Annotated in this window: 22 protein-coding genes; 9 read left to right on the forward strand and 13 right to left on the reverse strand. The window is 70.7% G+C overall.

The genetic code is table 11. The annotated features are described in order from the left end of the window. The first annotated feature begins 80 nt into the window (after positions 1 to 80). Positions 81 to 446 (forward strand): VOC family protein, encoded by a 366-nt coding sequence (locus LO763_RS01300; RefSeq protein WP_230600033.1) that lies wholly within the window; start codon positions 81 to 83, stop codon positions 444 to 446. Between the two features lie 109 nt (positions 447 to 555). Here the strand turns inward: LO763_RS01300 and LO763_RS01305 are convergent, their stop codons facing one another. The 6 genes from LO763_RS01305 to LO763_RS01330 all read right to left on the reverse strand — a co-directional run bounded on the left by LO763_RS01305 (position 556) and on the right by LO763_RS01330 (position 3,792). After that, entirely contained in the window at positions 556 to 918 is a 363-nt protein-coding gene (locus LO763_RS01305; RefSeq protein ID WP_230600034.1) for a hypothetical protein, read from the reverse strand. An 8-nt stretch (positions 919 to 926) separates the two neighbouring features. Then, positions 927 to 1,640, reverse strand: coding sequence for a hypothetical protein (locus LO763_RS01310; protein ID WP_230600035.1), 714 nt, complete (start codon positions 1,638 to 1,640; stop codon positions 927 to 929). Positions 1,641 to 1,654: 14 nt separating this feature from the next. Then, positions 1,655 to 2,368, reverse strand: coding sequence for a hypothetical protein (locus tag LO763_RS01315; protein ID WP_230600036.1), 714 nt, complete (start codon positions 2,366 to 2,368; stop codon positions 1,655 to 1,657). Positions 2,369 to 2,385: 17 nt separating this feature from the next. Beyond that, positions 2,386 to 2,700, reverse strand: coding sequence for a type VII secretion target (locus LO763_RS01320; protein WP_230600037.1), 315 nt, complete (start codon positions 2,698 to 2,700; stop codon positions 2,386 to 2,388). 1 nt (position 2,701) lies between these two features. After that, a complete protein-coding gene (locus LO763_RS01325) occupies positions 2,702 to 3,106 on the reverse strand; it encodes a hypothetical protein (RefSeq protein WP_230600038.1) in 405 nt (134 codons plus the stop codon). A gap of 245 nt (positions 3,107 to 3,351) precedes the next feature. Next, positions 3,352 to 3,792 (reverse strand): DUF1707 SHOCT-like domain-containing protein, encoded by a 441-nt coding sequence (locus tag LO763_RS01330; RefSeq protein ID WP_230600039.1) that lies wholly within the window; start codon positions 3,790 to 3,792, stop codon positions 3,352 to 3,354. 160 nt (positions 3,793 to 3,952) lie between these two features. On the opposite strand from LO763_RS01330, the gene LO763_RS01335 reads away from it, so the two are divergent. Further along, positions 3,953 to 5,038: an NADH-quinone oxidoreductase subunit D gene (locus LO763_RS01335; RefSeq protein WP_255671578.1), complete on the forward strand. Its 1,086-nt coding sequence runs from the start codon at positions 3,953 to 3,955 to the stop codon at positions 5,036 to 5,038. 16 nt (positions 5,039 to 5,054) lie between these two features. On the opposite strand, the gene LO763_RS01340 is transcribed toward LO763_RS01335, so the two are convergent. Beyond that, the gene (locus LO763_RS01340; protein WP_230600041.1) at positions 5,055 to 5,702 is read right to left on the reverse strand and encodes a hypothetical protein; all 648 of its coding nucleotides are present in this window, start codon (positions 5,700 to 5,702) and stop codon (positions 5,055 to 5,057) included. A 73-nt stretch (positions 5,703 to 5,775) separates the two neighbouring features. On the opposite strand from LO763_RS01340, the gene sigJ reads away from it, so the two are divergent. Both sigJ and LO763_RS01350 read left to right on the forward strand, forming a co-directional pair. Beyond that, entirely contained in the window at positions 5,776 to 6,708 is a 933-nt protein-coding gene (gene sigJ / locus LO763_RS01345; RefSeq protein ID WP_230600042.1) for an RNA polymerase sigma factor SigJ, read from the forward strand. Between the two features lie 74 nt (positions 6,709 to 6,782). After that, complete coding sequence (locus tag LO763_RS01350; protein ID WP_369431898.1) at positions 6,783 to 7,223, forward strand: carboxymuconolactone decarboxylase family protein; 441 nt, start codon at positions 6,783 to 6,785, stop codon at positions 7,221 to 7,223. A 407-nt stretch (positions 7,224 to 7,630) separates the two neighbouring features. Here LO763_RS01350 and LO763_RS01355 read toward each other — a convergent pair whose 3' ends face one another. Continuing rightward, positions 7,631 to 8,974, reverse strand: coding sequence for an MFS transporter (locus tag LO763_RS01355; RefSeq protein ID WP_230600044.1), 1,344 nt, complete (start codon positions 8,972 to 8,974; stop codon positions 7,631 to 7,633). Positions 8,975 to 9,057: 83 nt separating this feature from the next. On the opposite strand from LO763_RS01355, the gene LO763_RS01360 reads away from it, so the two are divergent. Further along, positions 9,058 to 9,576 carry a winged helix-turn-helix transcriptional regulator gene (locus LO763_RS01360; RefSeq protein ID WP_230600045.1) on the forward strand — a complete coding sequence of 173 codons (519 nt, stop codon included), beginning with the start codon at positions 9,058 to 9,060 and terminating at the stop codon, positions 9,574 to 9,576. Positions 9,577 to 10,088: 512 nt separating this feature from the next. Here the strand turns inward: LO763_RS01360 and LO763_RS01365 are convergent. The 4 genes from LO763_RS01365 to LO763_RS01380 form a co-directional block, all read right to left on the reverse strand. Beyond that, positions 10,089 to 10,400, reverse strand: a complete 312-nt coding sequence (locus tag LO763_RS01365) for a DUF1416 domain-containing protein (RefSeq protein ID WP_230600046.1) — start codon at positions 10,398 to 10,400, stop codon at positions 10,089 to 10,091. Between the two features lie 30 nt (positions 10,401 to 10,430). After that, on the reverse strand, positions 10,431 to 11,282 hold the full coding sequence (locus tag LO763_RS01370) for a sulfurtransferase (protein ID WP_230600047.1): 852 nt from the start codon (positions 11,280 to 11,282) through the stop codon (positions 10,431 to 10,433). Between the two features lie 427 nt (positions 11,283 to 11,709). Continuing rightward, entirely contained in the window at positions 11,710 to 12,432 is a 723-nt protein-coding gene (locus tag LO763_RS01375) for an LmeA family phospholipid-binding protein (RefSeq protein WP_230600048.1), read from the reverse strand. A gap of 46 nt (positions 12,433 to 12,478) precedes the next feature. Next, positions 12,479 to 13,501 carry a hypothetical protein gene (locus tag LO763_RS01380; RefSeq protein ID WP_230600049.1) on the reverse strand — a complete coding sequence of 341 codons (1,023 nt, stop codon included), beginning with the start codon at positions 13,499 to 13,501 and terminating at the stop codon, positions 12,479 to 12,481. Between the two features lie 367 nt (positions 13,502 to 13,868). Between LO763_RS01380 and LO763_RS01385 the strand changes: the two genes are divergently transcribed. From LO763_RS01385 to LO763_RS01400, 4 genes are all read left to right on the forward strand, one after another. Beyond that, on the forward strand, positions 13,869 to 14,591 hold the full coding sequence (locus LO763_RS01385) for a winged helix-turn-helix domain-containing protein (protein ID WP_255671492.1): 723 nt from the start codon (positions 13,869 to 13,871) through the stop codon (positions 14,589 to 14,591). 291 nt (positions 14,592 to 14,882) lie between these two features. Continuing rightward, the gene (locus LO763_RS01390) at positions 14,883 to 15,200 is read left to right on the forward strand and encodes a hypothetical protein (protein ID WP_230600050.1); all 318 of its coding nucleotides are present in this window, start codon (positions 14,883 to 14,885) and stop codon (positions 15,198 to 15,200) included. 5 nt (positions 15,201 to 15,205) lie between these two features. Further along, positions 15,206 to 16,921, forward strand: a complete 1,716-nt coding sequence (locus LO763_RS01395) for a hypothetical protein (protein ID WP_230600051.1) — start codon at positions 15,206 to 15,208, stop codon at positions 16,919 to 16,921. Positions 16,922 to 17,135: 214 nt separating this feature from the next. Continuing rightward, a complete protein-coding gene (locus LO763_RS01400; protein ID WP_230600052.1) occupies positions 17,136 to 17,408 on the forward strand; it encodes a hypothetical protein in 273 nt (90 codons plus the stop codon). A gap of 57 nt (positions 17,409 to 17,465) precedes the next feature. On the opposite strand, the gene LO763_RS01405 is transcribed toward LO763_RS01400, so the two are convergent. Further along, positions 17,466 to 18,551, reverse strand: a complete 1,086-nt coding sequence (locus LO763_RS01405; RefSeq protein ID WP_230600053.1) for an arabinan endo-1,5-alpha-L-arabinosidase — start codon at positions 18,549 to 18,551, stop codon at positions 17,466 to 17,468. Between the last annotated feature and the right edge of the window lie 14 nt (positions 18,552 to 18,565).

An 18,565-nucleotide genomic window follows, 5' to 3' on the forward strand; every position in this document is an offset into this window, starting at 1 on the left:
ATGTTCGCAGTGAACATGACGGATTCCGGCATGTTCCACCGTTACGGTGGCGCCTTCGACAACCGCGAAGGAGAGCAGTGATGCCCGTACCGAACCAGTTCATCGTCTACGTCAGCGACGCCCCCGCGGCGGCGCGCTTCTACGGCGACCTCTTCGACATGAAGCCGGTCTTCGAGACCCCGGCGTTCATCGCGTTCGACCTCGCCCCGGGAGTGCAACTCGCGCTGTGGAGCCGAGCGGAAGTCGACCTCGCGGCAACGACAGTCCGCACCGGCGAGCTGTGCCTGGCGGTCGACGGCGCCCCCGCGTCGGTCGACGCCCTCTACGAATCCTGGACCGCCAAAGGCGTACGAGTAGTGGCGGAACCGACCGACGACGTCTTCGGCCGCACCTTCGTGGTCGCCGATCCCGACGGCAACCTGATCCGGGTGGCCCCGATCGACTGACCGACCAGGAAAGGGCCGACCCCGCGACCCGGGGTCGGCCCGAACAGGGACTTCCACCTGAAGAAGCGCGCCGAAGGCGGCAGGCTGCGCGGGGAGTGCTCCCGCCGTATCAGACGCCGTCGAACCAGGATTCGTGCTTGGACCAGTTCAGCAGAAGCCGCCGCTCATCGCGATCCCATTGGGCGAGTACTTCACGGACCTTGGCGCGTCCCTCGTCGGAGGGCTGCGAGTAGGCCATTCCGCACACCGACACCCATGCCATGGTGATGAACCCGGTCCAGCGTGTCTTCTGGAACTCAGGATCGACCGACCACGCTGCGAGCTTCTCCACGAGGCTCGCATCGGTTCGTGCTCGCATCCCGATCTGCACGATCGACCTGCCCCTCGTGATCACCGACGCGGTGGTGCTCTCGGCGTTCTCGATCAGGGTGCTCGTCGGCATCCCGCCGAAGTACGGGTCCTCTTCGAACATTGACATCCTTATCGGTTCCAGTCCATCTGCATGCCGCCGAAGACCTGATCGATCGTCTCGTCGGGAACGATCCGCGCTTCAGGGGGAAAGTCCGCGTCGATCTGGTTGAGCCGGTCGTCTCGCAAGGTGGTCAGTTCTCCCGCCAGATCGTCCCGTCCCAGCGACGTGGCGTAGTCGATCTCGGTCTGGTAGGCACGATACTCGGATCTCATGAGGAACTCGCGGTCGTTCGCCCCTCGCATACCGAGCCAGCCGGCGTTCTGATCATCGCGGATATGGCTCATCTCGTGTTGGAGAGCGGAGTATGAGGCGTCCGGATCGATCACCAGCTGACCGGGATTGCCCGGTGACGTGCCTGGACCGTAGTAGATCGCTCCCTCGCGGTAGTTGATCTCGACTCCGTACGATTCCGCCTCCGCTATGAGGCCGTCCCATTCCGCCGGATGGGTCTCCCGCCCGGGGCCGAGCTCCCTCATGGGGTCGCCGTTGGAGTTGTACCGGTTCGGAGCCGGCGTCGATGTGGTCGAGTTCAGTGAGGTCGAGTCGGTGGTGCCAGTACCGCCGACCCGAGCGTTCTCGATGTTGGTCCTGGTCTGTCGGCCTCCGGATCGGTGCCCCGAGCTGGAGAGCGTCGTATTGCCTTTTCTCCTTCTCCGAGCGTTGAGTCCGAAGAGGGAGAACATGATCGGAATGAGGGCGGCTTGGAGGATCAGTCGTTTCACAGGATGGCTCCTCATCATCCGAACAAGAGGTCGCGGAGAGCGGTGATGGAGTCGATGAGACCGGTGATCCAGCCGAAGATCTTGCCCACCCACTCGGTGATCTTCACGACCGCTTTCGGGATCACCCAGGCGGCGCCGATGCCCACGGTGAACGCGACTTCGGCGGCCCAGGCGATCAGCGAGCCGATGCACTCGGCGACGAACTCCCGCACGAATTCGCGGACCATGCTGACCAGTTGCCCCGCGCCTCGGGTCGCGGTGCCGAGTGAGAGCGCCATGCCTCCCAGGCAACCGAGCGCGTCCGCGTTCGCATCGCCCTTGTCGCGGTAGGCGTCCGCGGCCTCGCCGTCCCAGGACTCGACGTCGGTGTCGATGAACGCCGCCAGCTGCTCGGACATCGCGAAGCACTCGTTCGCTACGTTGTCCCACGTCATCGCGTGCGTCTCGACCAGGTCGGGGCTCCCCGCGAGCATGTCGAGCGCCTCTTGGAGCGGCTCGACGTGCTCGATGAGCCATCCCACGCCCGCCGAGGCGAGTGTCCCGATCGGGTCGATCACGGCGCCGACGGTCTCCAGCGCCACGCCGAGACCGGCGACGGAGGCGTCGATCCACGAGCCTGAGTCGATCGCCTGCGCCAGACCGGCGTACGACTCGACGATGCCCGCGCCGGCGACGGCGGCTCCGGGCTGAACGGGAAGGTCGCTTTCGGTGGCTACGAGGTCGTTCAAGGGGTCGCCTCCGCGTCTCAGATCTGATCGTGGATGCCGCGATGCTCTCGGGCGCTCGCCTCGTCCGCGGCCTCATAGTCCTCGGCCGTGGCGCGCACTGCTTCGGCGAGCAGTTCGAGATTCTCCTGGGCCATGGCCGTCAACTCCTTCTGCTCCTCTTGACGATCGGCGAGGATCGGGGGGAGGAACTGGCAGATGATGCCGTAGGCCTCGTCGTCCTGGGAGACGGAATTGATCGCGCCGAGCACAGCGGCGAAGCGCTCCCGGATCGCGTCGATGTTGCCCGCATGCGCGCGCAGGTCGTCCGTGACGACGTCGAAGTGGTCGGCCATGTCAGACCTCGTCCTCTTCTTCGCGTTCGGGGAAGCGCATCTTGATGGAGTCGACCAGGGCGCGCGCAGTCGGCGAGGAGTCCGGCAGGCGTTCGCTGACGGCGGCCTGGGCCGCTCGCATGAGGGCCTGGCCCGCGTTGCCGTACGCCTCCATGAACTGCCGCTCGGCATGGCGCGGCTGCATGCGCTGCATATCGGTCGAGAACCGCACTTCCATGATCGCTCCGCTGGAGTTCAGCTTCACGGCCACGACCCCGTTGGCGTCCTGACCTACCGCGGTGAGCTCCTGCACCGCCTCCGACGCCGCGATCGCCTCGGCGGCCCGCTGGTCGGCGCGTTCCTTCCAGTCCGCCAATGCGGCGCGGGCGTCGCCGGGGCTGCTGATATTGGCGAAGGGGTTGTCCATCGCTGCTCCGTTCCGATTGGGGGCCAGCGCAAACCAGCTGGTCGGTCGGCAAGTCCAACTCCGGACTATAGGAAAGAAGCGCTCACTCTGGGGTACCGGTTTGCGACAGTTGAAATGTCTTGTGGCGCAATGAGTCCGATGGTGTCAGATTGACTCGCCGAACGGCACGAAACAGGGAGTCACGGCCCCATGGCGGCAACGGGAAGGGCCCGCCTCCCCGACGGGAGGCGGGCCCTCGCGATGCTTCAGAACAGGCCGGCGAACGCGGCCACGACGAACAGGACCAGGACCACCAGGACCCCGATCGCCAGGTACAGGAACAGCTCCGGCGCGGCGATGAACAGCACCAGCCCGATCGCCACGATGATCGCCGCGGCGACCCCGGTGATCTTCCACTTGCTCGGACGCGGCTCCTGGCCGTCCCGCAACTGCTGGTTCGCCTTCGACAGGGGCGGGCGCATCTCCCGCGTCGGCTCGACCTGCTGCTCGGCGAAGCCCGGCGGGGACAGCTGCTGGAGGTCGGCGATCAGCACGTCCAGCTCCGAGTAGACCCGGGCCTGCATGGCGGCGTCGACGCGGTCCTGGTACTCGGCCACGTCCAGGCGGCCTTCCTCCACGGCCTGGCGCAGCCGCTCCATGACGACCTGCCGGTCGGACTCCGACGCGCGCATCTGATCGCGGTCCATTCGGCCACACCTCCATTGTCGGATGCTCCCCCTAGGATGCCAGGGCGCGACAACACGCGGCCAGACACTTCCCGAACCGGTGCGAAACTGGGACTATGGGGCGGTGAGCGAGCGCGAATCAGTCGTCATCGGCGTCGGCGCCGGGACCGAACCCCAGGACATGGTGCTCAACATCGGCCCGCAGCACCCCTCCACCCACGGCGTGCTCCGCCTGCGGCTCCGCGTCGACGGCGAGCGCGTCACCGAATGCGAGCCGATCGTCGGCTACATGCACCGCGGCGCCGAGAAGCTCTACGAGGTGCGCGACTTCCGCCAGATCATGCTGCTGGCCAACCGGCATGACTGGCTCTCGGCGTTCTCCTCCGAACTCGGCGTCGCCCTCGCCGCCGAGCGACTCGCCGCCGTCGAGGTCCCCGAGCGCGCGGTGTGGCTGCGCACCGCCCTCGCCGAGATGAACCGGGTGCTCAACCACCTCATGTTCCTCGGCTCCTACCCGCTCGAGATCGGCGCGATCACCCCGATGTTCTACGCGTTCACCGAACGCGAGCGCCTCCAGGCGGTCATGGAGGAGGCCAGCGGCGGACGCATCCACTACATGTACAACTGCGTCGGCGGCCTCAAGCGCGACGTCCCCGACGGCTGGGAGGACCGCGCCCGCCGGGCCCTGGACGAGGTCGAGACCGGCATGGTCCGCCTCGACCGGCTGCTGCGCCACAACGAGATCTTCGCCGCCCGCACCAGGGGCGTCGGCGTGCTCGACGCCGCGACCGCCGCCGCGTACGGCGTCACCGGCCCGGTCGCGCGCGCCAGCGGCCTCGACTTCGACCTGCGCCGCGACGAGCCCTACCTCGGCTACGGCGAACTGGACGTGCCGGTCGTGGTGCGCACCGAAGGGGACTGCTACGCCCGCTTCATCTGCCTCCTCGACCAGGTTGCGGCCTCGATCGGGCTCGCCCGCGCGAGCCTCGACCGCGCGGCAGCCCTGCCCGGGCCGGTCAACGTCAAGCTCCCGAAGATCTTCAAGCCGCCGGCGGGCGAGACGTACGCATGGACCGAGAACCCCTTGGGCGCCAACGGCTACTACCTGGTCAGCCGGGGCGAGAAGACCCCGTGGCGGCTCAAGCTCCGCACCGCGTCCTACGCGAACGTGCAGGCCCTGTCGACCCTCATGACCGGGTGCCTCATCCCCGACATGATCGCCGTCCTCGGCTCCATGTTCTTCGTCGTCGGCGACATCGACAAGTGAAGGCGCCGAAAAGGAGTCAGACGCAGCCGCCGGTGGTCTCATGGACGCGCATCGGCTGCGCCTCGACCGGCTCGGTCCAGCTCGACAGGGCCTCGCCGCCGGGGCAGTCGAGCGCGCCGAACTCCCAGGACGCCTCGGCCTCCGGCGGCGGCTCCGGCGCGAACGAGGCGACCGGCGCGCCCAGCGGCCGGCAGCCGGTGACCGCCTGCACCGCGACGGGCTCGGACCAGCGCCCGCCCACCGGGTCGGTGCCCGGGGCGTTGATCCGCACCCTGATGTAGTCCTCGGTCTCGCCCGACCACGAGGCCTCCTCGGCGCCCTCGGTCATGAGCTGGAGCGAGAACCGCTCGACGAGCGCGTCGACCTGGTCGGCCGTGGCGCCCGAGACCTGGAGGGTCCGCTCCAGCGACAGGCCCGGCCGCGCCGGCGTCACCTCGCACGCCTCGGCGTGCAGCGGCCCGGCCGCCAGCACCGCCGCGCCGGTCAGGGACCCCGCGGCCTCCCCGAGCACCGCGTCCATCACGGCGCGGGCCTCGGCCGCCTCGATCTGCTCGCGCACCGTCGCCTGCGACGCCGCGAACGCGGCCGCGACCAGCAGCACCGCCCACACCGCGACGGCGACGCGCAGGCGGCGGCGCCACCGCGCCGAGACGTTCGAGAACACGAGTGACAGTCTGCCCTATCGCGTTCCCGCGATGCCGGTCACAATCAGCGATCGGATGTCACACTCTTGAACCATGCGCCGTCCACTCGACATGAACGCATCGGAAGCGCACGAGAACCGGACCGCAGAGGGCGCGGAGGACCGCGTCCTGGCCGAGTTCGCGGCGCTCCGACCGCGCCTGATCGGCGTCGCCTACGGCCTCCTCGGCTCCGTCGCCGAAGCCGAGGACGTCGTCCAGGACGCCTGGATCCGCCTCCAGCGCAGCGACCTCGCCGCGATCGAGGACTTCACCGGATGGCTGGTCACCACCACCTCCCGCCTCGCCCTCGACGTGCTCCGCTCGGCTCGCACCCGCCGCGAGGCCTACGTCGGCCCGTGGCTGCCCGAACCGGTCGAGACCGAGCCGGACCCGGCCGAGACCGTCGGCCTCGCCGACGCCATGTCCTGGGCCATGCTCGTCGTCCTGGAGACGCTGAGCCCGGCCGAGCGGGCCGCGTTCGTCCTCCACGACGTCTTCGGGCTCACCTTCGACGAGGTCGCCCAGGCCCTCGGACGCAGCGCCGCCGCCTGCCGCAAGCTCGCCAGCCGCGCCCGCGAGCACGTCGAGGAGCGGCGCCCCCGCTTCGACGTCGACCCCGAGCGGCACCGCGCCGTCGTCGAGGCCTTCGCCGACGCGACCGGCACCGGCGACTTCGACCGGCTCTTGCGGCTGCTCGACCCCGAGGCGGTCATGATCTCCGACGGCGGCGGCGTCGTGCGCGCCGCCCGCAACCCCATCTACGGCGGCGAGCGGATCGCCCGCTTCCTCGTCGGCATCAACGCCAAGTACCCGGACCGCACCTTCAGGTACGTCGTCGTCAACGGCGACGCCGCACTCCTGGTGCTCCGGGGCGAGCACATCGACGGTGTCATCGCCCTGGGCGTCGACGCCGGGCGCGTGGCCCGGATCGACTACGTCCGCAACCCGCACAAATTCCACGGCCTGCACACCGGGGCCGCACCGTAGAACAGGAAGGAACCGCCATGGAACCCCGACTCGCCTTCACCGAGACCGAGTTCGCCAAGCAGTACTACAAGAACATGCTCGCCAACGAGAAGCTGTTCCACAACGGGCCCGTCGCGTTTCGCACCATGGAGCTGCTGAAGCTGCGCGCCAGCCAGATCAACGGGTGCGGCTACTGCGTCGACATGCATTACAAGGACGCCGTCCACGGCGGCGACGATCCCGAGCGGCTCAACCTGGTCACCGTCTGGCGCGAGGCGCCGGCGTTCACCGACGAGGAGCGGGCCGCGCTGGCGCTGGCCGAGGAGTCGGCGCGCCTCGCCGACAACCCGCACGGCGTCAGCGACGAGACCTGGGAGGCGGTGCGCAAGCACTTCGACGACGAGCAGATCGCCGCCCTGGTCGCGATGTGCGCCCAGATCAACGCCTGGAACCGCATCAACGTCACACTGCGCACCCCGGCGGGCTTCTACGACCCGGTCACCAAGGCCTCGCGGTACAAGAAGACCGAGGCCTAGCGGCGCCCAGGCGCTGAGGCCCCTCCGGTCGGCGCCGCCGCGTTGCGGCGGTGCCGACCGGAGCCCGGGGCCGGAGCCCGGACCGGAAGGGGGAGCGGCACCGGAGCCCGGAGTGGGAGCGGGGCGACACCGAAGTTCAGAGCGGAAGGGGAACGAGACCGAGGAGCCCAGGTTGCCTGCATGACCCGCGACGGCGCCGAGGTGAGGAGGCCGCACCGAGAGGACCGGGCCGACTGCATAACCGCACGACGAAACCGAACGGCGGTCCTTGAGACCGGGACCAGTCGAGTCTGATCAGTGCCCGGCCAACTCTGATCAAGCCCGGCCGGGGCCGATCAAGCCCGACCATCGGGTTCGTCACGCTTGGCAGAGCCCGGACGCGCTCGGACAAGCCCGATTGCACTCGGTCAGGACCGCCTGGCCAGGAAGGAGAAGCCGATTGCCGAGAGGACCGCGATGGCCGCGCAGATCCACAGCGCGCCGTCGGTGCCGACGGTGCCCACCAGGGTCGTCACGATCGGGATGCCCGCGGCGGTCCCGATGTAGCGCATGGTGTTGTTCACGCCCGAGCCCATGCCGCCCCGATCGGCGGGGACGCTGTCGATGCTGAGGCGGGTCAGCGCCGGGTTGATCGCGCCGTAACCCGCCCCGGCGACCACGAGCGCCGGCACCGCGTGCCACCAGGACCAGCCGTCGGCGAGACCGGTCAGCAGCACCGAGCCGATTCCGGCGAGGACGAGCGCCGCCGCCAGGAGCGCGCCGGAGGAGAGCGCGAACCGCTTGACCTGCAACGAGACGGCGAATGCCGCGAACGACCAGACCGCGAACACCACGGCCGTCGCCACCGGTCCCAGCCCCGTCTCGGACTGGAGCACCGTCGGCAGGTAGCTCATCATGCTGATGACCGCGACGCCCGCGACCAGGGCGCCGAGCGAGGCGACCAGGAACGCCGGGCGGGCGAACAGGGCGAGGTCGAGCATCGGTTCCCGGCCCCGCCGCTCGACGGCGACGAACGCGGCCGTGGACACCGCCGCGGCGGCGAGGAGGGCGATGACCGCCGGGTCCGACCAGTCCTGGCGGCCCAGCGTCAGCCCGGCCATGAGCGCGGCCACGCCGAGCCCGAGGGTGACCGTCCCGGCCACGTCGGCCCGGCGGACGTGTTCGGCCCGCGACTCGGGGAGGGCGGCACGTCCGGCCAGGGCCAGGCCCGCCGCGGCCGCGGCGTACAGCCAGTAGGGGCCGTTCCAGCCCCACGCGGCGTTCAGCAGCGCCGCGAGGATCCCTCCGGCACCCACGCCGAGGCCCATCATCGCCCCGTAGGCGGCGGTGGCCCGCCTGCGGTCGTCGGCGCCGGTGAAGACCGCGCCCATGATGCCGAGGCTCGAGGTCAGCAGGGCGGCGCTGGCTGCGCCCTGGACGACGCGGGCGAGAGCGAAGACGAGGGTGTTCGGCGCGAGGGCGGCGAGCAGGAGCGCGGCGGTGAACAGCCACGCCCCGGCGACGAAGACCTTGCGGCGGCCGTGGTTGTCGGCGAGGCTGCCGGAGGTGAGGAGCGGGACGGCGAGGCCGAGGGAGACGGCGTTGATGATCCAGGTCTGGCCGGCGGCGCCCGCGTGGAGGTGGGCGGTGGTCTGCGGGGCGAGGATCAGCGGGGTCGAGTAGTTGAGAATGACCAGCAGCGGCGCCGCGCAGAGGAGCGCGAGGACGGCGCGGGTCCCGGTGGGCGCCTTGGCGGCGGCGAGTGTCGTCACGATGGGACTCCTAGGTTCGTTCAATGAACTCACCGGAGCGTAGCAGTGTTGGTTCAATGAATGAACCGGGGTAGGATGCGGTCATGGCACTCGGCAAGGACTACGTGGGGCAGGACTGCTCGCTCTCGCGCGCGCTCGAGCTGCTCGGCGAGCGCTGGACCCTGCTCGTGGTCCAGAACGCCCTCTACGGGGTGCGGCGCTTCAACGACTTCCAGGTCCGCCTCGACATCCCCAAGGCGGTCCTCTCCGACCGCCTGGCCCGCCTCACCGAGGGCGGGGTGCTGGAGAAGCGGCAGTACCAGCCGTCTCCGCCCCGGTACGAGTACCTGCTCACCGACGCCGGGATCGAGCTGTGGCCGGTGATCTACACCCTCAGCGTGTGGGGCAGGCGCCACATCGGCGGCGAGCCGCCCCGGCTGTTCCGCCACGCCGACTGCGGCAGCGCCCTCCTGCCCTCCAGCGACTGCCCCGAATGCGGCCCGGTGGCCCCCGCCGACGTCGAGATGTACCCCGGCCCGGGCCCCAAGCGCGACGACCCGGTCAGCCGCGCCATGAACCGCCCGCGCCGGCTCCTCGAACCGGTCGTCCCCGCCGCGCCCTGACGCCGAGGGCAGCGCCGCGAGCACCCCGACGATGACGACGGTCCCCATCGCGCCCTGACACCGAGTCGCGGACGAGGACGGCGGACCGGCAGCCGGTCAGCGGCGGTGGGAGCCGAGCGGCGTCTCCGGCGAGGCCGGACGGCCCGCGCCCCACAGCGAACGGACCCGGCCCTCGGACCGCCCCGAAGCGGACCGGCACTGCCCGCCATGCTCGCGGACAGGCCCCGAGCCCGCGGCGGACCTGCTGACCACCTGGCACCGCCCGCCGCGTTCGGGGGGCCGCAGCCGTTCGCCCAGTTCGCGTTCCGGCGGCACCACCGGCCGCCGCGTCCGCGGGCAGGCCGCCGGGGACGCCGAAAGGGCCCGCCGCTGTCGCGACGGGCCCTTTCGCTGCTCGGGACCGGGAATTGCGAGCTGTCGTACCTCCTGCCGGCGTCCGCGCGCGGCCGCCGGTGTCCCCAAGCCGTCTCAGTGCCGCTCCCGCGGACGCCGTCCGCGGGAGCGCAGGCTAGCTAACGGCTGACGGCGAGGCTGGTCTCGTTGAGGCCGCGCGCGGCCTCCACCTCGCCGGTGGCGTCGCCGTAGCGCGAGAGCGCGCGCAGCGTCCACTTGCCCGGGGCGGCGAAGAAGCGGAACTGGCCGCCCTCACCGGTCACGACCTCGGCGGTGAACTCGCCGGTGCCGTCGAGGAGGCGCACATAGGCCCCCTGGACCAGTTCGCCCTCGCCGTTGACGACCGTGCCGGTGAGCACGGTCTCCTTCTCGAGATCGACCGACGCCGGCAGGGCCGCGTCCTGGTCGGGTGCAGCGCAGCTGTCAGACATCAGATGTTCCTTTCCGTACCGTCGCCGGTGCTACTTGGTGCCGGGCTCGTCGCCGAGGGCGATCGGCACGCCGACCAGCGAGCCGTACTCGGTCCAGGAGCCGTCGTAGTTCTTCACGTCCTCGTAGCCGAGGAGCTCGCGGAGCGCGAACCAGGTGTGGCTGGAGCGCTCGCCGATGCGGCAGTAGGCGATGGTCGCCTTGGACTCGTCCAGGCCCGCCTCGTCGACGTAGATCTCGCGCAGCTCGGCGTCGGACTTGAAGGTGCCGTCCTCGTTCGCGGCCTTGGACCACGGCACGCTCAGCGCGGTCGGGATGTGGCCGCCGCGCTGGGACTGCTCCTGCGGCAGGTGCGCCGGGGCCAGGAGGCGGCCGGCGTACTCGTCGGGGGAGCGGACGTCGATGAGGTTCTTGACGCCGATGGCGGCCTCGGCCTCGTCGCGCTTGGCGCGCAGGCTCCAGTCGAGCGGGCCGGCGACGTAGTTCGTGGCCGGGCGCTGCGGGACCTCGGTGACGACGTCGCGCGCGTCGAGCTCCCACTTCTTGCGGCCGCCGTCGAGCAGCTTCACGTCCTGGTGGCCGTACAGCTTGAAGTACCAGTACGCGTAGGCCGCGAACCAGTTGTTGTTGCCGCCGTAGAGGACGACGGTGTCGTCGTTCGCGATGCCGCGCTCGGACAGGAGCTGCGAGAACTGCTCCTGGTTGACGAAGTCGCGGCGGACCGGGTCTTGGAGGTCGTCCTTCCAGTCGATCTTGACCGCGCCCTTGATGTGTCCGCTGTCGTACGCGGCGGTGTCCTCGTCGACTTCGACGAACACCACGCCGGGGGTGTCGAGGTTCGCTTCCGCCCAATCGGCGGTGACCAGCACGTCTTCACGGGCCATGTGGTTCTCTCCTGAACGCTAAATGGAATGGCTTGGGTTCGGTTCCGGAGCGTGCCCAGGTGGAGGTGCGGGTCGCTGCGAGGTCGCAGCCGAGCAGGGTTCGTTCAGGAGTCGAGGTCCTGAACCGTCAGCCGATACGACGCCCCGGTGCCGATCGCGCGAAGAGGCGATGGGATTCGGTGGAACCGGGGGTCTTGCTCTGGAGTTCGCGCACGCTGGGCCGCAATGCGGCGACTGCCTCCGGGCCCCGAGGGCCGGGCGAGTCGCCTAGGGCATTCGACAGAGCGTGGTCGCGATCATGCAGTAGTCGATCGCGCGCCGCTTGGTGAGCATCGGCTTGCGCATGGGCAGAACGCTAGCAGACTTCCCGCCCCGAATCCACACCCGTTCTCGCGATGCGGACGGTGATGCGGACGGTGCGTGACGGTCAGGTCAGGACGACGTCCTCGGCCGAACCGGAGACCACGACCTCGTCGCCCTCGAACGCGAGCTCCACCAACTGGATGCCGTACGGCAGCTCCGGCAGCGCCACCGTCGAGGTCAGCTCCGAGGCGAACGCGTCCAGCAGCGGCTGGAGCTCCCCGGGGAGCCCCGAGGTCAGCGACTCGACCGCGTCGGGCGTGAACCGCAGCTCGTCCGCGCCGAGCTCGACCGCCCCGGTGGCCTGGAGGTCGATCGTGACCCCCGCGAGCTCCTCGGAGGTCGTCACCGTCGCGTTCCCGTCCTCGTCGATCGACAGGTCGAACCCGGTCCGCTCCGACAGCAGCGCCTCGATCGACGCCACCGAGATCGACCCGGTCACGTCGAGCGTCCCCGCGACCGCGTCGCCGCCGCTCGAGAGCTCGCGCCAGTCCGCCTCGACGTCGTGCGCGGCCATCTCCAGCGACGGGAGCACCAGGCCCTCGGCACCGACGTCCTTCAAGGTGATGTCGATCTGCTCGAACTCGCCCGACCACGCCTGCGTCGCGAACGGCCAGCCGTGGATGGACACCTCCGGGCGCTGGTCGGAGTAGGCGCCGTTCTCGGCGGCCGCCGCGGCGACCTCGTCGGCGATGCGCCCCTCGGCGACCGCGTTCGCGACCCGGTCGAGGAGGGCGACGAGCGCGACGAGGACGACCAGGACGATGAGCACGCGGCGGAGGATCTTCACCAGGGGTCTCCAGGGGAAAACGGTGGACGGGGTGTCAGCGGAGGTGTCAGTCGATCATGTAGTACGCCGACAACAGGTACACGACCGGGCCCGTCAGCGCGAACGCCAGAAGGGGTCCCGCGGCGCTCACCACCGGGTTCGGCGCCGTCCCGGCCCCGTCGATCCGCCGCGACGCCGACATGTACCCGCACGCCAGGTCCGACAGCACCGCGATCAGCGCGACGAACAACCCGCCGATCGCCGCGTGGGACGGCTCGGGACCCTCGATCACGAGCCCCGCGTACGCCGCCGAGGCCGTGCCGCACATCGTGCCGATGACGATCCCGAACGCGCCCCGCGTCACCTGCCGGTTGATCCGCGGATCGGGCATCACCAGGTCCACCGCGCGCGCCGCCAGGATCGCCGTCCCGGCCGCGACCACCGCCGAGTACATCGCCGGCGGCGCCGAGCCCAGGCGCGACAGGGCGATGTAGCAAGCGTAGCCGCACACCGCGACGCACAGGAGCATCGTGAACCCGAGGCTCTCGGTCACCCCGGTGTGCTCGCGGCGCAGCAGCTGGCCCGCCACCGCCGCCCCGAACGCCAGGGCGAGCAGCACCGTGATCGGCAGGAGCGACACCGGCGTCCACATCACCGCGACCCAGTCGGCGGCCAGCGCCAGGGCCGACGCCACCGCCAGGGCCACCCAGGCGCCCTCGACCTTCCGCACCCACGTCACGAGCGCGACCGCGGCGAGCTGGAGCACCGCGATCCCCGCGGCGTAGACCGGCCGCTCCATCTGCGCGCCGAGCACGAGCCCGGCGCTGACGACGACCGTGACGGCGAGGGCCGGGAGCCGGTGGAGCAGGGGGGTGCCGGGCGGCGGCAGGGTGTGGTCCTCGCGCCCGTCGGCGCCGGCGGTCCGGTAGGCGCCGGTGGCGCCCGGTCGGGGCGCGGCGGCGGTCCGCCTGCGCTCGGCGCGGGTGGGTTCGGCTTCCTGGCGGGTCGCGTCCCAGGCGGGGTCCTCGGGAGGCGCGGCCGCCTCGGGCGGTTCATAGCCCCAGGTCTCGTCGGGTCGGCTGTACGACACGACCACAGCCTACGGCAAGCCCTCTGTGCACTGTTCACCTTCGAAGGGCCGTACGCGGGGTGTCGACCGGATCGCCCGGACGGCTGACCGCCCGGGCGCGGCGGGAGGCGCCCGGACCGGCAGCGCATCGGCGCCGGTCGATCGGTCCTCCATGAGCGGCGCGTGTCGGCGCGGTGAACGGCGGTGGTCGCGCGCCTTGCATCGGCCGGTCCCGCATAGTGAGGTTTCGCCGCGGCGGCGCTGGTCTTTTACATGGCGGCCGTTTACACTGGTCCAGACTCCACCTACCGCATGTTGTAAGCCCGCCCGTCGCCGAAGCCGGGAAGAGCGATAGTCGCGTGTGCTCACCTATCAGCGGAGGACTGCTATGGAAATCCTGATCCTCACTTCCAACCCAGTGCCGGAGTCCCCTGAGTCCATCCTGCCGTCCCTGGAGCTCCTGCCGCACCGCGCGCGCTACGCCGGCCGCGACGTGCGGGCGCTGCTGAGCGGCCCGAGCCCCGACGCGGTCATGGTCGACGCCCGCGCCGACCTCGCCGACGCGCGCGCCACCTGCCGCGTCCTCCAGGCCACCGGCCTCACCGTCCCCCTGTTCGCCATCGTCACCGAGGCGGGCCTGGCCGCGCTCCAGGCCGACTGGGGCGTCGACGACCTCCTCCTGGCCTCCTCCGGCCCGGCCGAGGTCGAGGCGCGCCTGCGCCTGGCCACGGGCAAGCCGAACGCCGCGACGGCCGCGGGCCCGGCCGTGATCCGCGCCGGCGACCTCACCGTCGACCCCGACACGTACGCCGCGAAGCTCAAGGGCGGCCCGCTGGACCTCACGTACAAGGAGTTCGAGCTGCTGCGGTTCCTGGCCCAGCACCCCGGGCGCGTGTTCACCCGCGAGCAGCTGCTGCGGGAGGTGTGGGGCTACGACTACTTCGGGGGGACCCGCACCGTGGACGTCCACGTGCGGCGGCTGCGGGCCAAGCTCGGCAGCGAGTACGAGTCGATGATCGGGACGGTGCGCCAGGTCGGCTACAAGTTCGTGGCGCCGCCGCCGGACAGTCTGCGGGAGAGCGAGCCGGTCCCCCAGCGGGTCGACGCGTAACCGCTCACCCCATCGGGCGGCATGAAAGGCGGGTCCTTCGGGACCCGCCTTTCGTTGTTTCCAAAGTTGACAGAGCGACTGCTGTTCCTACAGCGGTAACGATCGATCAGTGTGCTTGGAATCGTCAATGCGACCATTCCTGATAAGGAATGTTTACCATGCTATACCCCTCAATAAAGATGTCCTAAACGGACAAAAGCCGCAACTCTCCGTACCCATGGGGTTGCACAGGGTGGATAGAATTGAGTTCGCTTTGGACCCCATCCTCTCGCCTCATTGGAGTGTGACCCCGTGTCCGATCGCGCCGTCGACCCCGAAGCCCTCGCCGAGTTCCGCGAAGTCGCGCAGGGCCGCCTGGACCACCTCGACTCGCTCATCGACCGATTGCGCCACGGCAACGACCTCGGTGTCGAACCCGGGTTCGGGCTGCTCGACAGCGGCGTCACCGCCCGCGAGGCCTACCGCGAGTTCCACCGCCTGACCTGGTCCAACCTCCAGGACCTACGAGCCGACCTGGCCGGCATCATCGCCACCGTCGACGGCGTCGCCGAGCGCGCCGTCGCGACCGACGACGAGTCCGCCGCCCACCTGTCGCGAAGCAAGGACTGACCGCCATGCCGGATACCCAGACCGACACCCAGAACCCCGACGGCCTCGACGAGGACTACGACGACGACCCGGTCGAGGACCAGGCCGACGCCGACGATGCCGACCAGGGCGCCGAGGACCAGGACCCCGACGCGCAAGCCGACGACCAGGGCCCTGACGACCAGGCCGACGACGAGAACCCCGACGACCAGGACGACCCTGACGACCAGGACGGCGGCAAGAGCGGCCGCGACCAGGACGACGACCACCCCGGCCGCGACCGCCACCAGCGCGAGGAGTGGGACCAGGGCGCCGCGCCCGACGACTCCACCATCGTCGAGTACCAGCGCCTGGACGCCGAGGCGCTGTTCCTGTCCGGGCGCCCCTGCTCGGACCCCAAGTGCCAGAACGTCCACAACCCGGCCGAGGACGCCTGGATCAAACTGGTCTCGGCGATCCCCGTGGCCGGGCAGGTCGCGGGCCTCACGGTGGTCACCACCGGCACGCCCGCGCCGAGCCAGGACGACATCCGGACCCTCGTGAACGAGGTGCGCCCCGACAGCCCGGACAAGTACGCGCTCAGGGAGATCAGCACCCACTGGCAGGGTTTCAAGGCCGAGTTCGACACCGACCCGGAGACCGGGGTCGCCCCGAACCTCAAGGCGGGCCTGCGGATCCTCTCCGAGCACTGGAAGGGCGACGACTTCGACGCGTTCGCCGAGCAGGTCGAGGTCGTCATCGGCAACTGCGCGACCGTGTGCGACGACATCGGGGACGCCACCTCGGGCGCGGTCGGCCTGCTGGAGCAGAAGGCCGACGAGTTCTACGGCCTCCAGGGCGGCGACTCGGGCGAGCTGCCCTACCCCGCGCCGCTGTACTGGATCTCGGACATGGAGCAGCTGTACACCGACCCGTTCGTGCACGTGCGGCCCCCGTTCTCCAACGGGGACTGCCAGGTCACGGCCGGCTGCGACAACGACGGCGGCCTGATCGGGGCCCTGCTGGAGCTCGGCGGCTTCAACAAGGACTACGTGGACGAGGTCTCGGACTACGTCGAGAACCAGACCGAGTACTACATCAACAAGGGCAAGAACCTCGACCCGCCGACCACGCCCGAGCAGGCCGCGCTGTGGGCGCAGGCGGACGCGAACAACAACATCAGCGCGGACGTCAACGCGGGGGTCGAGGACTACAACGCGCGGTCCGAGATCGCGAACGAGGACGTCATCAACCGGTGGGAGAACGCCGAGGAGTCGGCGGGGACCTTCACGCCGGAGGCGCACCCGTCGAACCCCTCCACGTTCCGCGAGGCCTCGGACATGCTCGCCGGCTCCTACGAGGGCCTCGACGCGGGGTCGAACGGGTTCGACGCGGGGGACGGGCCGCCCACCGGCGGCAGTGACCTCCAGCCCCCGGGCGGTGCCGGCGGCGGGACCGGCGGCGGCGGGACCGGGGGCGGTCTCGCCAGCGGCAGCGGCCTGGGCGGGGGCGGCGCGACCCTCGGCAGCGGCGGGTCGTTCCCGGTCGGCGCGGCCTCCTCCACCGGTGAGGGCGCGGGCGGCGGCGCGGGCGCCCGCGGCGGCGGTATGGGCATGGGCGGCATGATGGGCGGCGGCATGGGCGCGGGCGGCCGCGGCATGGGCGGCGACCAGGACGCGCAGGGCGAGCACAAGGACTGGCTCGAGGAGGACGAGGAGATCTGGGGGATCATCCGCGACGCCGACGAGGACCCGTACGCGTAAGCGCCGCAACCGCTGACGAGGGGCCGCAGTCCACCCGACCGCGGCCCCTTCGCATGCGCGGGTCCTCGTCGCACGGACCGCTTTCACACAGGTTGCATCCTATAGGATTCTGGTTTTCCCCTGGTGCGGACCGTTCCGGGACGGCGCCATGACCGGCTCGTGACGCCGGTGGCGAAGGTGGGGCTCCGACACCGAAACGACGGGAGCCCTCGACATGACCTATCCGAATCCCCAGCCGCCGAACCAGTCCCGGTCGCCGCACCCGGGCGGGATGACCGAGGAGGAGCGGGCCCAGCGCAAGAACCTGAACCTGCTCGGCATCGGCCTGGTCGGCGCCGTCGCCCTCGTCTCGATCGTGCTCACGGCCCTGGACTCGCCGGTCGACCCGAAGTTCACCGCGCCGGTCCTGTCGGCCATGCTCATCGCCGCCGCGGGCTCGTTCGGCCAGGCCTTCCGGATCAAGCGGGACGCGAAGCGCCGCGGCTGAGCGGTGAGGGGCGGGCGCGCCCGCCCCTCACCGCCGCCCGAGGTCCGTCGGCACCCTCTAGCTCCCGTCGAGGACGGGCCAGCCGGCCCGCCACTCGATGGCCTCGATGCCGAGGTCGAAGTGGCCGTCCTCGTGGTAGGAGTGGTAGGCCATGAGGCCGTTGGCGATCGACTGCCCGCCGGTGGCGACGTAGTCGCCGTGGGCGCCGAGCACGAGGGTGCCGCCGCCGTCGGTGAGCGCGACGCCCTCGGCGTCCGTGAACGGGCCGGTCGGCGAGGTGGAGCGGCCGACGCGGATGTTGTAGGTCGAATCGGCGCCCGCGCAGCAGGCGTCCCACGACGTGAAGAGGTAGTAGTAGCCGCCGTGCTCGACGAGCGCGGGCGCCTCGATGCCCGCGCCGCCGCGTCCGGCGATGTGGACCGGGTCCGCGCCGGACTGCGCCTTCCCGGAGGGCCAGTCGAGTTCGAGCATGTAGATGCCCTGCCACCAGGAGCCGTAGGCCATGTAGTGGCGCCCGTCGGCCTCCAGGATCGTCGGGTCGATCGCGTTGTACGGGTCGCCCGGGTTGGACTCCCAGATTTGGCCCTGGTCGACCCACTCGTAGTCGGGGTCGGCGGGGTCGAGGGTGGTGTTGGTGGCGAGGCCGATGACCGAGCGCTGGTCGCCGAAGGTCGAGGCGGAGTAGTAGAGGTAGTAGTCGCCGCCGTCCTCGTAGATCTCCGGGGCCCAGAGGTTGTCGACGCCCGGGACGGCCTCGGTGAGCCAGTCGGGCTTGACGTCCCAGACGGTGTCCACATAGGTCCAGGTGGCGCCGTCGTCGGTGGAGGTGCGGATGGTGATGTTGCCTTCGCCGAGGGGGCCCCAGCCGGTGGCGAAGACGTACCACGGCTCGCCGTCGTCGCAGGGGGCGAACAGGCCGGGGTCGTGGGCGCCGAGGTCGCCGCCGAGGGTGCCGGGCGCATCGGCGGCGCAGGCCTGGTCGGCATGCCCGTGGCCGTGGCCGTGCCCATGGCCGTGGCCATGCCCGTGTCCGGGCCCGCGGCCCGGGTCGGCGAACGCGGCGGGGGAGAGCGCCGTCAGGCTCGCGGCGGCGATGCCCGCCACCGCGAGCGCGGCGATGAGGGAGGTGCGCTTCCGTTTCATTCAGGACCGCCTTG

The sequence above is a fragment of the Glycomyces amatae genome (genome assembly GCF_020991375.1).
Lineage (GTDB): Bacteria > Actinomycetota > Actinomycetes > Mycobacteriales > Micromonosporaceae > Glycomyces > Glycomyces amatae.

Coding starts and splice junctions, on each gene's coding strand:
- LO763_RS01335 (WP_255671578.1), top strand. CDS start 3,953: ATGGTGCTCAACATCGGCCCGCAGCACCCCTCCACCCACGGCGTGCTC.
- LO763_RS01365 (WP_230600046.1), bottom strand. CDS start 10,400: ATGTCTGACAGCTGCGCTGCACCCGACCAGGACGCGGCCCTGCCGGCG.
- LO763_RS01325 (WP_230600038.1), bottom strand. CDS start 3,106: ATGGACAACCCCTTCGCCAATATCAGCAGCCCCGGCGACGCCCGCGCC.
- LO763_RS01320 (WP_230600037.1), bottom strand. CDS start 2,700: ATGGCCGACCACTTCGACGTCGTCACGGACGACCTGCGCGCGCATGCG.
- LO763_RS01305 (WP_230600034.1), bottom strand. CDS start 918: ATGTTCGAAGAGGACCCGTACTTCGGCGGGATGCCGACGAGCACCCTG.
- LO763_RS01360 (WP_230600045.1), top strand. CDS start 9,058: ATGGCACTCGGCAAGGACTACGTGGGGCAGGACTGCTCGCTCTCGCGC.
- LO763_RS01395 (WP_230600051.1), top strand. CDS start 15,206: ATGCCGGATACCCAGACCGACACCCAGAACCCCGACGGCCTCGACGAG.
- LO763_RS01370 (WP_230600047.1), bottom strand. CDS start 11,282: ATGGCCCGTGAAGACGTGCTGGTCACCGCCGATTGGGCGGAAGCGAAC.
- sigJ (WP_230600042.1), top strand. CDS start 5,776: ATGCGCCGTCCACTCGACATGAACGCATCGGAAGCGCACGAGAACCGG.
- LO763_RS01350 (WP_369431898.1), top strand. CDS start 6,783: ATGCTCGCCAACGAGAAGCTGTTCCACAACGGGCCCGTCGCGTTTCGC.
- LO763_RS01400 (WP_230600052.1), top strand. CDS start 17,136: ATGACCTATCCGAATCCCCAGCCGCCGAACCAGTCCCGGTCGCCGCAC.
- LO763_RS01330 (WP_230600039.1), bottom strand. CDS start 3,792: ATGGACCGCGATCAGATGCGCGCGTCGGAGTCCGACCGGCAGGTCGTC.
- LO763_RS01405 (WP_230600053.1), bottom strand. CDS start 18,551: ATGAAACGGAAGCGCACCTCCCTCATCGCCGCGCTCGCGGTGGCGGGC.
- LO763_RS01300 (WP_230600033.1), top strand. CDS start 81: ATGCCCGTACCGAACCAGTTCATCGTCTACGTCAGCGACGCCCCCGCG.
- LO763_RS01385 (WP_255671492.1), top strand. CDS start 13,869: ATGGAAATCCTGATCCTCACTTCCAACCCAGTGCCGGAGTCCCCTGAG.